This window comes from Massilia sp. Root351 (genome assembly GCF_001425045.1).
Taxonomy (GTDB): domain Bacteria; phylum Pseudomonadota; class Gammaproteobacteria; order Burkholderiales; family Burkholderiaceae_D; genus Rugamonas.
Map to the genome: position 1 here is coordinate 294,249 of NZ_LMDJ01000003.1, position 13,164 is coordinate 307,412.

Annotated in this window: 11 protein-coding genes; 6 read left to right on the forward strand and 5 right to left on the reverse strand. The window is 67.0% G+C overall.

The features are described from left to right. Nucleotides 1–27 precede the first annotated feature (27 nt). Nucleotides 28–2,484, forward strand: a complete 2,457-nt coding sequence (locus ASD15_RS07680; protein ID WP_057154233.1) for an FtsX-like permease family protein — start codon at nt 28–30, stop codon at nt 2,482–2,484. Here the strand turns inward: ASD15_RS07680 and ASD15_RS07685 are convergent. Continuing rightward, nucleotides 2,481–2,891: a VOC family protein gene (locus tag ASD15_RS07685; protein ID WP_057154234.1), complete on the reverse strand. Its 411-nt coding sequence runs from the start codon at nt 2,889–2,891 to the stop codon at nt 2,481–2,483. The two genes, ASD15_RS07680 and ASD15_RS07685, sit on opposite strands and share 4 nt — an antisense overlap. A 185-nt stretch (nt 2,892–3,076) precedes the next feature. Between ASD15_RS07685 and ASD15_RS07690 the strand changes: the two genes are divergently transcribed. The 5 genes from ASD15_RS07690 to ASD15_RS07710 all read left to right on the forward strand — a co-directional run bounded on the left by ASD15_RS07690 (nt 3,077) and on the right by ASD15_RS07710 (nt 7,510). Further along, a complete protein-coding gene (locus ASD15_RS07690; protein ID WP_057154235.1) occupies nt 3,077–4,501 on the forward strand; it encodes a glycoside hydrolase family 28 protein in 1,425 nt (474 codons plus the stop codon). A gap of 248 nt (nt 4,502–4,749) precedes the next feature. Beyond that, the gene (locus ASD15_RS07695) at nt 4,750–5,034 is read left to right on the forward strand and encodes a hypothetical protein (RefSeq protein ID WP_157200852.1); all 285 of its coding nucleotides are present in this window, start codon (nt 4,750–4,752) and stop codon (nt 5,032–5,034) included. A gap of 153 nt (nt 5,035–5,187) precedes the next feature. Then, nucleotides 5,188–5,643 (forward strand): OsmC family protein, encoded by a 456-nt coding sequence (locus ASD15_RS07700; RefSeq protein ID WP_057154237.1) that lies wholly within the window; start codon nt 5,188–5,190, stop codon nt 5,641–5,643. 71 nt (nt 5,644–5,714) lie between these two features. Further along, nucleotides 5,715–6,170, forward strand: coding sequence for an Ohr family peroxiredoxin (locus ASD15_RS07705; protein WP_057154238.1), 456 nt, complete (start codon nt 5,715–5,717; stop codon nt 6,168–6,170). Between the two features lie 32 nt (nt 6,171–6,202). Continuing rightward, a complete protein-coding gene (locus ASD15_RS07710; protein WP_057154239.1) occupies nt 6,203–7,510 on the forward strand; it encodes an epoxide hydrolase family protein in 1,308 nt (435 codons plus the stop codon). Nucleotides 7,511–7,529: 19 nt separating this feature from the next. On the opposite strand, the gene ASD15_RS07715 is transcribed toward ASD15_RS07710, so the two are convergent. The 4 genes from ASD15_RS07715 to ASD15_RS07735 form a co-directional block, all read right to left on the reverse strand. Beyond that, nucleotides 7,530–7,799 (reverse strand): hypothetical protein, encoded by a 270-nt coding sequence (locus tag ASD15_RS07715; protein WP_057154240.1) that lies wholly within the window; start codon nt 7,797–7,799, stop codon nt 7,530–7,532. Nucleotides 7,800–7,810: 11 nt separating this feature from the next. Next, nucleotides 7,811–10,096: a hypothetical protein gene (locus ASD15_RS07720; protein WP_057154241.1), complete on the reverse strand. Its 2,286-nt coding sequence runs from the start codon at nt 10,094–10,096 to the stop codon at nt 7,811–7,813. A gap of 213 nt (nt 10,097–10,309) precedes the next feature. Further along, nucleotides 10,310–10,666: an iron chaperone gene (locus tag ASD15_RS07730; RefSeq protein WP_057154242.1), complete on the reverse strand. Its 357-nt coding sequence runs from the start codon at nt 10,664–10,666 to the stop codon at nt 10,310–10,312. A 37-nt stretch (nt 10,667–10,703) separates the two neighbouring features. Continuing rightward, nucleotides 10,704–13,133, reverse strand: a complete 2,430-nt coding sequence (locus ASD15_RS07735; RefSeq protein ID WP_157200853.1) for a TonB-dependent siderophore receptor — start codon at nt 13,131–13,133, stop codon at nt 10,704–10,706. Nucleotides 13,134–13,164 lie beyond the last annotated feature (31 nt).

The following is a 13,164-nucleotide window of genomic DNA, read 5'->3' on the forward strand; positions in this document are numbered from 1 at the left end:
GCCCGGATCAACCACTACGCTCTCATCATGACACTGCGGGACTTCCGTATCGGCTGGCGCAGCTTGCTGCAAGACCCGGCATACTCATTCGTCGTTGTTGCCGGACTCGGCATCGGCCTGGCCGCCGCGCTGCTGCTGCTCGGGCTGGTGCGCCATTCCTGGCAATACAACCGCCACATACCGGAGGTGGAGCAGGTCTACGTGGTGAAACAGCGCTTCAATGCCGACCCCAAGGCGCCCTGGTTCGACCAGGCGCCGCTGATGCTGCGCGCCGCCGCCGCCGGCACCCCGGGCGTGGCCGCAGCCACCGGCTACCTGCCCTCGCGGGCGGAAAGCATGGGCCTGACGGTGCGCATCGGCGGCCAGCTGCGCAAGCTCGACAGCCTGACCGTGCTGCCCGACTTCGCCGCCATGCTGGGCCTGCAGGCGGTGCAGGGCGACCTGGCTGCCGCGCTGCAGCAGCCGGACAGTTTTGCCATCACCGAGGAAGCCGCGCAACGCCTGTTCGGCACGACCGGCGCGCTCGGCATGACCATGCTGGCCGAAGGCAAGCTGCTGCGCGTGGGCGCCGTGCTGCGCACGCCGCCGCCCAGCAGCACCATCCCGTTTGAAACCCTGCTCGGCGTGCACTCGGTACTGGTGGAGGCAGAGGTGCGCGACGAACTGGCGTCCGGCGCGCGCGGCTGGTGGGGCAAGATGCTGGTGCGCGTCCAGCCGGGAGCGTCCGTGCCCGCCATCACCGAGGCGCTGCAGCGCGCGGTGGACACCAATCCGGGCCTGAAGAAGCAGCCGCCCGAAGTGCGCCAGCGCCTGGGCCAGCGCAAGGTGATGGATGTGGCGTTGGCGCCGCTGAAGGACGCCTACTTCGACACCGACGTGGCGCAGAACTTCGTCGCCGCGCCCGGCCCGCGCGCCCATCCGGCCGCCATTGCCGGCCTGGGCGCCGTGGCGCTGCTGATCCTGGCGCTGGCGGCAGTCAACTACGTGAACCTGGCTGCGGTGCGCGTGCTGCGCCGCCAGCGCGAAGTGGCGATGCGCAAAGTGCTGGGCGCCGGTGCGCGCCAGATCGCGCTGCAGCTGCTGGCCGAATCGATGCTGGTGGCCATGCTGGCCACCGTCATCGGCCTGCTGCTGGCGTGGCTGGCGCTGCCGCTGTTCTCGGCACTGGTAAACCGCAGGCTGGACAGTGTGCTATCGCCGGGCTATGTGGGCGCCGCGCTGCTGCTGGGCTGCCTGCTCGGCGTGCTGACGGCGCTCTATCCGGCCTGGATCGCGCTGCGCGTGCGGCCCAGCCAGGTGCTGGCGGGCCGGGGCGACGCCGAATCCGCGCACGGCCTGCGCACGCGCCGCGTGCTGACCGTGCTGCAGGTGGCCGCCGCCATGGGACTGGCCAGCGTGGCCGTGGCCATCAGCTGGCAAACCGGGTACGCCATGCGTGCCTCGCCCGGCTTCGATCCGGCGCCGCTGCTGATCGTGGACCTGCCCGAGCCGGTGCGCATGAGCCCCACGGCGCACAGCTTCGTGGCGGCGCTGAAGGCCCAGCCGGGCGTGGCAGGCGTGGCGATTTCGGAGGATGCGGTAGGGCGCAGCAACGTGTCCTGGTTCCGCGACCTGAAGCGGCTGGACGGCAGAAGCGCCGCCATGGAGATGAAGTCGGTGAGCGCCAACTTCTTCGAACAATACCGTATCCGGCCGCAGGCGGGCCGCCTGTTCGATGCACGGCTGGACCAGGAAGACGACCCGGTGCCGCTGGTGCTGAACGCCATCGCCGCGCGCGAGCTGGGCTTTGCCGATCCGGCCGCCGCCATCGGCCAAACCCTGCTGTTCAGCGGCTTCGACAACAAGGTGATCCACAAGCGCGTGGTGGGCATCGCGCCCGAACTGCGCTTCCATTCGCTGCGCACCGCGCCGCGCGCGGTGGCCTATGAATTGTGGACCGCCGGCATTACCCTCAGCGTGCGCGCGGACAGCGGCAACGGCGCCGGGGCCGCCGGGCTGGAACCGGCGATCCGCGCGCTGTGGCCCAGGTACTTCCCGGATGCGATGCTGAAAACCCGGCCGGCCGCCGACATCCTGGCCGTCAACTACGCCGACGACGCGCGCATGGCGCGCCTGCTGGCGCTGGCCACCGGCATCGCGCTGGCCATCGCGGCGTTCGGCACCTATGTGCTGTCGGCGCACACCGTGCAGCGGCGCGCGCGCGAGATCGTGCTGCGCAAGCTGTACGGCGCGGGCAGCAGCGCCATCGGCGCGCTGGTGGTCAAGGAAGTGGGCCTGCTGGCGCTGCTGGCCGCGCTGATCGGCCTGCCGCCGGCAGCGCTCGCAATCCAGCGCTACCTGGCAGGCTATGTCGAGCACGCGCCGATAGGCGGCTGGACCTTGCTGCTGGCGCTGGCGGCCACGCTGGCGGTGGCCGCCGCCGCCGTGGCCCGCCACGCCTGGCTGGCCATGCGCATGCGGGCGGCGGACGCGCTGCGGGCTTAGGCTTGCGGCGGGACGGCCGCAGGGTCCATGAATACCAATTCCCACAGGTGGCCGTCCAGGTCGGAGAAGCCGTGGCTGTACATGAAGCCCATGTCCTGCGGCTCGCGCAGCGTGGCGCCGCCGGCGGCGACCGCCTTGGCCACGGTGGCGTCGACTTCCTCCCGGCTTTCGCAGGACAGGCAGTTGATCACCTGGGCCGATTCGTGCGCCGAGGACAGCGGGCGGTTGATGAAGGTCTTGAAGAACTCTTCCGTCAGCAGCATGGTGAAGATGTTCTCCGAGATCACCATGCAAGCCCCTTGGTCATTGGTGAACTGCGGGTTGAAGCTATAGCCCAGGGCGGCAAAAAAGTCTTTCGAGCGTGGCAAGTCCTTGACGGGCAGGTTGACGAAAATTTGCTTGTTCATGATGTCTCCAGGTTAGGTGGTTCAATGTATTTCGGTGGCTTTCACAGGCACGACGGCTGGCGCCGCCGGAATTCGACAAATTCGACAAATTATTTTTTCCGGATCAATTGCGTGAGTGTTTGCCCGGCCCGGCCGCTGCGCACGGCAGGGCGGTTTACCATGGGAAAAACACTCTGGAGACCGCTTTGACACGCCACTTACCCTCCCGCCGCCAGGCCCTGCTGGCCGGCCTGGCCCTCGCCGCCGCCGGCTGCGCGCCGCTACCGCGCGCGGGGACCGCATCGGCATCGTCCCGTCAACTGCCGCAGGAGCGGGTGCGCGCCGCCGCGCCATTCCCCATGCCGGACATCAGCGTACCGGATTTTTCCGCCAGCCGGCGCTTCCCGATCACCGATTTCGGCGCCGCGCAGGGCGACCAGCAGAAGACCAGCGCCGCCATCGCCCAGGCAATTGCAGCGGCGCATGCCGCCGGGTCCGGCGTGGTGGTGGTGCCGGAGGGCGTGTGGCCCACCGCCAAGATCCATCTGAAAAGCAATGTCAACCTGCATGTCGCCAAGGGCGCCACGCTGCTGTTCTCGGAACGCCCGGACGACTACCTGCCCGCCGTCATGACGACCTGGGAAGGCTTGGAGTGCTACAACTATTCGCCGCTGGTGTACGCCTACGGGTGCGACAACGTGGCCATCACCGGCGAGGGCACGCTGAAGGCCAAACTGGACGTGTGGAAGGTCTGGTACGCGCGCCCCAAGCCGCACATGGACGCGCTGGTGGCGCTGTACCACCTGGCCGCCAAGCGCGTGCCGGTGGAGCAGCGCCAGATGGCTGTCGGCCAGGCCAACCTGCGCCCGCAGTTCGTGCAGTTCAACCGCTGCCGCAATGTGCTGGTGGAGGACGTGAGCATCGTCGACAGCCCGTTCTGGGTGCTGCATCCCTACCTGAGCCGCGACGTGGTGATCCGCCGCGTGAAGGTGCGCGCACACGGCCACAACAACGACGGCGTGGACCCCGAAATGAGCCAGAACGTGCTGGTGGAGGACTGCGTGTTCGACCAGGGCGACGACGCGATTTCGGTCAAGTCCGGCCGCGACCAGGACGCCTGGCGCCTCAACGTGCCGTCCCGCAACATCATCATGCGCAATTGCCGCGTGAAGAACGGCCACCAGCTGATGGCGATCGGCAGCGAGCTGTCCGGCGGCGTGGAAAACGTGTTCGTGGACAACTGCCACTTCGACAATGCCGGCTCCGGCGCGCGCAGCACCATCAACAACATCCTGTTCGTCAAGACCAACGAGCGGCGCGGCGGCTACGTGAAGAATATCCACGTGTCGAACGTGAGCGCGACCAGGATCGCCGGCGGCGTGCTGAGCGTGGAGACGGACGTGCTATACCAGTGGCGCGACCTGGTACCGACCTACGAGCGGCGGCTGACGCCGATCGAGGGCCTGCACGTGAGCAATGTGAAGGTGGACGAGGCCGCCTTCGTGTGCCGCATCCAGGGCGAGGCGGAAATGCCGGTGAAGGACGTCTCGCTGCGCGGGGTGACGGTGGCCAAGGTGCTCGAAGCCCCGGTCAGCACCGTCAACGTGCAGGGTTTCGTGCACGCCGCGTAGGCGCAGCGCGGGTCTTGTTTGGTGCCGGTATGTTTCCCGACCGCCGGCGCCGGTAGAGCAGCCATCGAGTGGCGCTTGATAGTGGCCCGTGTTCTTGAGCCGGCTTGCATGGTATCGCCCGTTTATGACAGGCGTTTGACCGGCCCCGCTTAATTCAATCTTCACGCACCCATCAGTTTTTCTTCATGCCCGGCCCGCACACTGCGTCCGGCGGCAATGTGGCCGCCAGCAACCATGCGAGGTCGATCATGCTTTCTCACTCTCTCCAATTTGCGCTCGCCGCAGCGGCGGTTGCGCTGCTGGCTGGCTGCGTGGCTGAAGTCAAACCCATCACAACGCCGAACGGCCGCGCCGGCTTCGTGGTCTCCTGCGACGGCGGCGAGCAGGACTGGGACGCCTGCTACAACGCAGCGGCGGATGCCTGCGACGGCAAATACACCATCCTGGACCGCTACCACAATACCGAACGCACCCCGTCCGGCCCCAAGCTGCGGCGCTACCTCGTGGCCGAATGCGGCCGGGCGCGCCGGTAAGCCAGGATTTATATCGCAAACGCTTTAATCGGATGCGAAAATAATGCTTGACCTCCGCGTTTCGGAGGTCTATGATTCATTCATCGCATCCGATCTAAACGAGTGCGACACAAATCCACTCGGAGTGAACCGTACCTTTACAGAGGAAATATCATGAGCAAAATCACCAAAGTCCTGGCCACCGGCAAGACCCGCACCACCGGCACCGACGCCGCCATCTTCTCCGGCAACCATGAAGGCAAGCTGGAGATCCATCTGACCACGCCCGGCAACCCAGTTGCCCCCGAGCACCGCTTCGAGGCCGTCGAAGCGCACCCGACCGCCGAGCAACTGTTTGCCGGCGCCTGGTCGGCCTGCTATAGCGCGGCTGTGGGTATCTCGGCCAAGCAATTGAACGTGGCGCTGCCGGCCGGCACTGCAGTGGAAATCGAAGTGGACCTGGGCCTGGGCGGCGCCGCGTACTTCATCCAGGCCCGCATCAATCTGATCGTGCCCGGCCTGGATGCCGAAGTGGCCGCCAAAATCGCCCATGCCGCCGACGCCATCTGTCCTTACTCGAAAGCCACCAAAGGCAACATCGACGTGGCCATCAACGTCGTGACCGCTTAAAACACCGATATACATATCGCATGCGATGTAAACGTATGCGAACAAAATAACGCTTTAAAGGAGCAATTATCATGAGCAAAATCACCAAAGTCCTGACCACCGGCAAGACCCGCACCACCGGCACCGATGCCGCCATCTTCTCCGGCAACCACGAAGGCAAGCTGGACATCCACCTGACTGCGCCGGGCAACCCTGGCGTGCGCGAATACCGCTTCGACGCCGTGGTAGCCCACCCGACCGCCGAGCAGCTGTTTGCCGGCGCCTGGTCGGCCTGCTATAGCGGTGCGGTCGGCATCGTCGCCAGGCAAATGAACGTGACGCTGCCTGCCGACACGGCGGTGGAGCTGGACGTGGATCTGGGCCTGGGCGGCAACGAGTACTTCATCCAGGCCCGCATCAACCTGATCGCGCCCGGCCTCGACCTCGAAGTGGCCACCGCCATCGCCCACGGCGCCGACGCCATCTGCCCCTACTCGAAAGCCACCAAAGGCAATATCGACGTCGCGCTGACCGTCGTTACCGCCTGAGCGCCGCTGCCCACCGCCCTAAGGAAAACACCATGCACATCCGCCGCAACCTCTTCAAGACCGCCGCCAGCCTCGCCGTGGCCGCCGCCTTCACCTTCGCGCCAGGTTTTGCCGGCGCGGCAACAGCAGCAGCGACGGCGCCAACCGCCGCGGCCACCGCCGACGCCAGCCAGATCCGCCCCTTCCGCATCGACGTGCCGGAAGCGCAACTGGCCGACCTGCGCGCACGCATCAAGGCGACGCGCTGGCCGGACCGCGAAACCGTCACCGACTCGACCCAAGGCGTGAAGCTGGCCACCGTCCAGGCGCTGGCCGACTACTGGGCCACCGGCTACGACTGGCGCAAGGTGGAGGCCAAACTGAACGCGCTGCCGCAGTTCGTCACCAAGATCGACGGCGTGGACATCCACTTCATCCACGTGCGCTCCAAGCACAAGAACGCGCTGCCGCTGATCGTCACGCACGGCTGGCCGGGCTCGGTGGTGGAGCAGCTGAAGATCATCGATCCGCTGGTCAATCCGACCGCGCACGGCGGCAAGGCGGAGGACGCGTTCGACCTGGTGATCCCGTCGCTGCCGGGCCATGGTTTCTCGGGCAAGCCGACCGAAACCGGCTGGGGTCCGGACCGCACCGCGCGCGCCTGGGCTGAACTGATGACGCGCCTGGGCTACAAGAAGTACGCGGCGCAGGGCGGCGACTGGGGCGCCATCGTGACCGACCTGATGGCGGTGCAGGCGCCGCCGGGACTGATCGGCATCCACACCAATATGGCCGGCGCGGTGCCGACCGATATCGACAAGGCGCTGTGGGCCGGCAATCCGCTGCCGGCGGGCCTGAGCGCCGAGGAGAAAAGCGCGACCGGCCAGCTGACCTATGTGTACGACCACGTGGCCTACGCCCGCCTGATGGGCTCGCGTCCCCAGACGCTGACCGGCCTGACGGACTCGCCGGTGGGCCTGGCGGCCTTCCTGCTGGATCACGACGGCCCCAGCCAGGAACTGATCAGCCGCGTATTCAACGGCAAGACGGAAGGCCTGACGCGGGACGACGTGCTGGACAACATCACGCTGTACTGGCTGACCAACACGGCGGTCTCGTCGTCCCGCTTCTACTGGGAAAACAAGCATCCCTTCTTCGCCGTCAAGGGCGTGAAGATCCCGGCCGCCGTGAGCGTGTTCCCGGACGAGCTGTACCAGCCGCCGAAGAGCTGGGCCCAGAGCGCGTACCCGAACCTGGTGTACTACAACAAGCTCGACAGGGGCGGCCACTTCGCGGCATGGGAACAGCCGGCGCTGTTCACGCAGGAAGTGCGGGCCGGCTTCCGTCCGCTGCGCAAGTGAGCGCAGCGCCGCTGCCCGGCTACAGCGCGCAGTCCGGCGGGAAGTCGGCCAGCTGGTAGCCGTCCACTTCCACCAGGCGGTCCATCCGCACGGTCTCGCCGGAACTGAGCGCCACATAGTCGGCGCCTTCCCGGGCGAACACATCCTTGATGACGGCGTCGCGCTGCTGCAGCACGCCGCCGCCGTCGAGGTAGCTGACGCTGGCCTGCTTGCGCAGCGTGGCGAGATCCTCCAGCCGGTCGTGGAACTCGCAGCTGACAGGAATGTACTGCGGCAGTGGTTTTGACATGCGTATCTCCATCAAGGTAGCAGCCAGTGGCTGGTGCCGGGACGCGACCATCCCAGAAAACGGCGCGCGCCTGCGCCGGCCGCCTGCGCGCTGTCGAGCGGCACGCCGGCGGCAGCCAGCAGCAAGCCCTGCATCGCGGGGGCAAACCGGGCCTGGTACTGGTCTGGTTGCGCTTTGAGGTGTGCAGCCGCGAGCCGAAGAAACTGCTGCAGGCCTGGCGGCGGAAGCAGGGCCAGGAAAAACAGCATCTGGCGCCAGGCGTACGCGGTGTTCTTGACCACGATAAGCCGGGCGTGCCAGCCTTCCGCCTTGACTTGCTGGCGGCTGCACATCCAGGTGAAGCAGCGCATCGCCATGTCGTGCAGGTGGGCGGCCAGCGGCTGGGACAAGTGCAGGCCGGCGCAGAGGGCGGCCAGGTTCTGGGTGGTCAGTATCTGTTGCTGCTCGATGAGCATGCCGTTGACTGCAGGATTCCATCCGCCTGGCGGCACCCCGGCGCGCGCCGCGCAAATCCGGGCGAAGGCATCGGCGCCCCGCGCGGTTTTTTCCCCGGCAGGCAGGCGCTCGATTTCGTCATAGTCGATCCCGTAATAGGCTGCATACAGGCTGCCCTTCAGCAGCCCGGCGGCCACCTTTGCCGCCGCAGTGAATTTCGGGGAGAACTGCCCCATGAAGATGTCCGTGGCCAGCTCGTTCACCAGGGGAATCTGCAGGCCGGCGCCGGCCACCAGCGCGTCGAATTCCTGTATCAGCTTGTTGGGCACCACGGCCTGCGGGAACGCCGCCAGCGTGGCGACTGCAAGCTCTTCCAGCGTTTGCCTGGCAAGGCTGCGCGCATCCCGCTCTGTGGAACGGTAACGGTCGATTGCGGCCACCCACGGCAGGCTCTCCAGCTGCACCTGCTTCTCCATACTCAACAACAGCAAAGAGCGGTGGCGCCGGAACGCGCGGTAGATGGCGGCGTACAGTTGACGCAGTACCGGCTCGTCTATGCCGGCAGCCCGGATGTCCGACGTCATCTGCGGCAATACCTGCGCCAGGACTTCGCCCGAGCCGATCAGCCCGCGTTCGATCAGCGCATCGATGGTGTCGTTCAGGCAGCGCTCCGCCTTGGCCCGCATGGACGGAGGAATCGCGGTATCCTGCGGCACACCGGTGCGGGTGCTTTCCTCCGCAGTCACGGCGTGCGCGAGGATGCCTACCTCGTCCAGGCCCTCATCCTGCGGATAGCCGGCAAGGCGCGACAGCACCACGCGCGCAATCGAAGGGAAGGAGGGTGCGCCCACATCGGCCGCCTGCTGGCTGCGCATGCGGCTGCAGGCCGGGGAGCCAGGTTCGCCGCGCTTGTCCCGGTAGCGCTGAAGGATCAGGCGGATTCGTCCCACATCGCGGCCCGACAGGGAAGCCGGATCGCGCGCGCAGCGGCCCAGGAACTCCCTGAGCTGTGCGCTGTGCGCGCCGCTGCGCTCGAACTTGCCGCACAAACGGTGCCGCTCCCTGAGCGTGGCGTAGTCGGCCAGCAGCGCGCGGGCGCGCGCATCCCAGCCTTGCGGATACTGCCTGCACGGCCAGTCTTCGGCCACGGTTTCCAAAAACATTGCAACCATGCGGTCGTACAGCGGCGCCCAGATTTCCACCGCCTCTTTCTGGCGCTGAATGCGCTGGTGCTCCCTGATGCCGCGGAGCTCTTCCACCGTTGCCCGCACATCCTGGCGATGCACCTGCGGCCCGCCGCGTTGCGGCTTGTCACGCGGCGCCGGATAGAAGCGCAGCGAGGAAAAGAAGGGAGCGATCTGGTCCAGCACTGTGCGCGCTTGCTCAGCGTGGCCGTGCGCCGCCAGCCAGGCGACCACCAGCAGCGCGCCTTCCTCGGGCACGTCCACTTGGTAGCAGGCCGTGCGCAGCCGTTCCTGAAGCTGCGCCAGCCCCGCCTCGGTCAGAAAATGCGCGTTCAGGGCAAGCCGGCCGCCGCGCGCCGCGCCTGCCGGGAGCGTAGCCAGCAGCGCCTGCTCGTGCGGCAGCAGCGGCCCGCCCGCGAGCAGGCGCCCGCTGGCGAAACCGCCGGCCGCAACATCCAGCGTGGCCCACTCGGGTATCCCTTCGAGGGGCTGGCGCGAGCCGTAGGCCACTGCGCCGCTCAGCATATTGTCGAGAATCGCCTGCCAGGTGGAGGCCTTGCCCAGCGCCCGCGCGCGGGTGTCCGGGTGCTGGTGGTCCTCGCTGGTCCGAAGGGCTTTGGCAAGCTGAAAGGCCGCATAGGCCGGGGCCGGGCTACCGTGCTGTTTTCCGTCAGTCATATGTCGCCCGAAGTCGCAACCTCGCCAGGGTAAGGGGTCCCGGGGCAGGAATTGAACCTGCGCCCTCTCGGTCTGAAGCCAAGCGTTCTGCCACTGAACTACCCGGGAATTGTCGCCGTGCCTGCGAGGCCTGCTTGCAGGAAGTGGGAGCGATTGTAGCCCAGTATGCCAGTTCGCAGGCGCGCGTGCGGCGGCCGCTAGCGTGCCGCCTTCTTACTCGAGTTCGGCCAGCCTGGCGCGCACCAGGTCGCGCACCAGATCTTTATCGAGTTCCCAGTCAACCGGAATCTGAAAGCAATTCTTGAACACCACGAAACCCTGCAGCCGGTCCTTGAAGTCTTCCATGACCCAGATGCTCCACGGAGAAAAAGTCAGGTGGCGCTTGTAGGCGGCCAGGCCGGCGACGTACTGGCCCTTGCGGTGTATGGTCGGCACGTTCCAGGCGATCTTCGCTTCCAGGCCGGGAAATTCCGCCAATGTGAAATCGATGATGGATTTGACGGTCGAGGCTTTCACCGGCTCCAGTGTGGCCAGGTAGTCCTCGACGGAATGGAATTTCGGCGCGCTCATCCCCGTGTTTTACACACATGCGGGCGCGCCGTCCAGCTTACCAGCGGTAGTTCGCCGTGGCGATCACTTCGCGCCGGTCGCCGGGATAGCAACTGCCGTAGCTGCAGTTGCCCAGGTGCTGCTTATCGAACAGGTTGCGGGCGTTGACCGCCAGCTCCCAGTGCGTATCGAACTGGTAGCCGATGCGCGCGTCCACCAGGGTCACGCCCGGCACCCAGCGGGTATTGTCGAAGTCCGGCACCTTGCTGTTGTAGCGCGCTCCCAGGCCGACCTTCGCGCCGCGCAGCCAGTCGCCGGGCAGGCGCGCGTTGAGCCACAGCGCCGCCTTGTGCGCCGGCACCAGGCCGCTCTTGAGGCCTACCGCAGCGGGATTGGTGTCCCGCGTGATCCTGGCATCGGTGTAGCTGTAGCTGGCCGTGAAATCCAGTCCCTGCGCCAGGCTGGCGTTCGCCTCCAGTTCCAGGCCGCGCGAGCCCACTTCGCCGCGCTGGACGTTGAAGCCGGGATGCTGCGGATCGCCGGCGGGCACGTTCTGCTGAAGTATGTCGAATACCGCTGCCGAGAACATGGCGTTCGCGCCGGCCGGCTCGTAGCGCACGCCGGCTTCATACTGGCGTCCCGAGGTCGGCTTGAAAGACGCGCCTTCGTAAGTGGCGCCAGACTGCGGCTCGAAGGAAGTGGCGTAGCTGACGTAGGGCGAAACGCCGGCCGGCAACAGCCAGACGCCGCCCAGGCGGCCGGTGGCCTTGTTGTGGCGCACGGGCCCCTCGACCCAGGCAGCCACCGCGCGCTCGCGGTATCTGTCATTGCGCACGCCCGCCACGATCACGAAGCGCTGGTCGAACTTGGCCTGGTTTTGCAGGTAGAGGCCGGTCTGCCGGGTTGCGGAGACATAGTTGGGCGCCAGCGCGGGCGAGACGAACGCGCCGGGGCCGCGCTGCTGTGCCAGGTCGTAGGGCATGGCGTCACCGTCGCCACGAGACAGCGCGCCGGTCAGCTTGCTGAAGTCGATTCCGGCGATGGTGCTGTTCTCCCACTTGCCGGCGTTCCAGCGCGCCTCAAGGTAGTTGTCGGTCTGCCAGGCGCGCGATGCGTCATCGATGTGCTGGGCGGCGCGCGTGACCACGGTGTCGCTCACCAAGCCACGGAGGAAATTGACGCGGTAGTCCAGCTTGACCCGGCTGTAGCGGCTGCGGCTGTGGAAGCTGAGGCGTTCGCTGACACGGTGGTCCAGCAGCAGGGCAGCCGACCATTGATCGCGGTAAAAGCGGTCCCAGCCTTTTTCCGCGACCGGGATGTAGCGGCCCACCGCTTCGTAGTAGTTGTACGGGTAGGCGTCGCCGTCGATGCGGTCCTGCTGGTAGTCGGCCAGCAGCGTCACCTCGGTGCCGCTGCCGGGCCGAAAGCTCAGCGAAGGCGCAAAGTAGCGTTCTTCCTTGCTGGCCCCTGGCGTCATCAGGTCGTACTGCTCGGCGAGCGCCACCAGGCGGTAGCGCACGGCGCCGTCGCTGCTCACGGGGCCGGAGAGATCGCCCGCCACACCGCGCCGGTCAATCTCTCCAGCACGCAGGCGGATCTCGCCCTGCGCCGCCTCCGTGGGGCGCTTGGTGAGCGAATTGACCGCGCCGCCGGGGATGTTGCTGCCGAACATCAGGGAGGCCGGCCCGCGCATGAATTCCACCCGCTCCACGCCGTAGCTGTTCAGGCGCGGCACGGCGTAGTTGTGGCCTTTGTCCTTCAAGCCGTCGCGGAAGTTCGCGCCGTTGGTGTTGCCGATGCCGCGCGCGATCGACCAGTCATAGCGGTCGTCGCGGCCGTAAGTGCGGGGCGTGAATCCGGGCAGGTATTCCAACGCCTCGGCAAGAGTGGATACGCCGCGCGCGTCCAGCGCATCGCGTGTCACCACCGAGATCGACTGCGGTATTTCGCGCGTCGGGGTGGCAGTCTTGGTGGCCGTGGTGCTGCGCGCTGCCACGTAGCCGACCACCGGCCCGGTGGCGCTGTCCTCGGCGGCGCTGCCCTGCACCGTGATCTCGGACAGGGTCTGCGCCGCCACCGGCAAGCTGTCGGCAGCGGCAGCGGTGGCAGGAGCACGCTTCCGCACCACATAACTGCCGTTGGGCTGCGGCACCGCCGCCAGGCCCGTGTTGTGCAGCAGCAGGGCCAGGCCGTCCGGCACCATGTGGCTGCCGCTCAAGCCTTTGCTATGCAAGCCGGCGGTCGTCTCGGTGGTGAAGGACAACAAGATGCCCGCTTCCCTGCCGAAGCGGTTCAGTGCCGCTTCCAGCGGCCCGCCGGGAATGGCGTAGGCCCTGGGCGCCGGGGCCACCTCGGCGGCGCCCTCAGCTGCCAGTGCTGCGCCCGGCCACGCTGATGCGGCGACCGTGCCGGCGGCCAGGGCATGGCTTAGGGCGGCCAGCAGGGCGGAGTGCTTGAAAGAGTAAGGCAATTGGGCGCGTGCTCCCATGATCGGTTCCTTGGACAAAGTTGAAGATGTG

What these genes read in the sequence shown, in the direction of transcription:
- ASD15_RS07685 (WP_057154234.1), bottom strand. Translation starts at nt 2,891, where the DNA reads ATGAACAAGCAAATTTTCGTCAACCTGCCCGTCAAGGACTTGCCACGC.
- ASD15_RS07730 (WP_057154242.1), bottom strand. Translation starts at nt 10,666, where the DNA reads ATGAGCGCGCCGAAATTCCATTCCGTCGAGGACTACCTGGCCACACTG.
- ASD15_RS07700 (WP_057154237.1), top strand. Translation starts at nt 5,188, where the DNA reads ATGAGCAAAATCACCAAAGTCCTGGCCACCGGCAAGACCCGCACCACC.
- ASD15_RS07705 (WP_057154238.1), top strand. Translation starts at nt 5,715, where the DNA reads ATGAGCAAAATCACCAAAGTCCTGACCACCGGCAAGACCCGCACCACC.
- ASD15_RS07695 (WP_157200852.1), top strand. Translation starts at nt 4,750, where the DNA reads ATGCTTTCTCACTCTCTCCAATTTGCGCTCGCCGCAGCGGCGGTTGCG.
- ASD15_RS07710 (WP_057154239.1), top strand. Translation starts at nt 6,203, where the DNA reads ATGCACATCCGCCGCAACCTCTTCAAGACCGCCGCCAGCCTCGCCGTG.
- ASD15_RS07720 (WP_057154241.1), bottom strand. Translation starts at nt 10,096, where the DNA reads ATGACTGACGGAAAACAGCACGGTAGCCCGGCCCCGGCCTATGCGGCC.
- ASD15_RS07715 (WP_057154240.1), bottom strand. Translation starts at nt 7,799, where the DNA reads ATGTCAAAACCACTGCCGCAGTACATTCCTGTCAGCTGCGAGTTCCAC.
- ASD15_RS07735 (WP_157200853.1), bottom strand. Translation starts at nt 13,133, where the DNA reads ATGGGAGCACGCGCCCAATTGCCTTACTCTTTCAAGCACTCCGCCCTG.
- ASD15_RS07680 (WP_057154233.1), top strand. Translation starts at nt 28, where the DNA reads ATGACACTGCGGGACTTCCGTATCGGCTGGCGCAGCTTGCTGCAAGAC.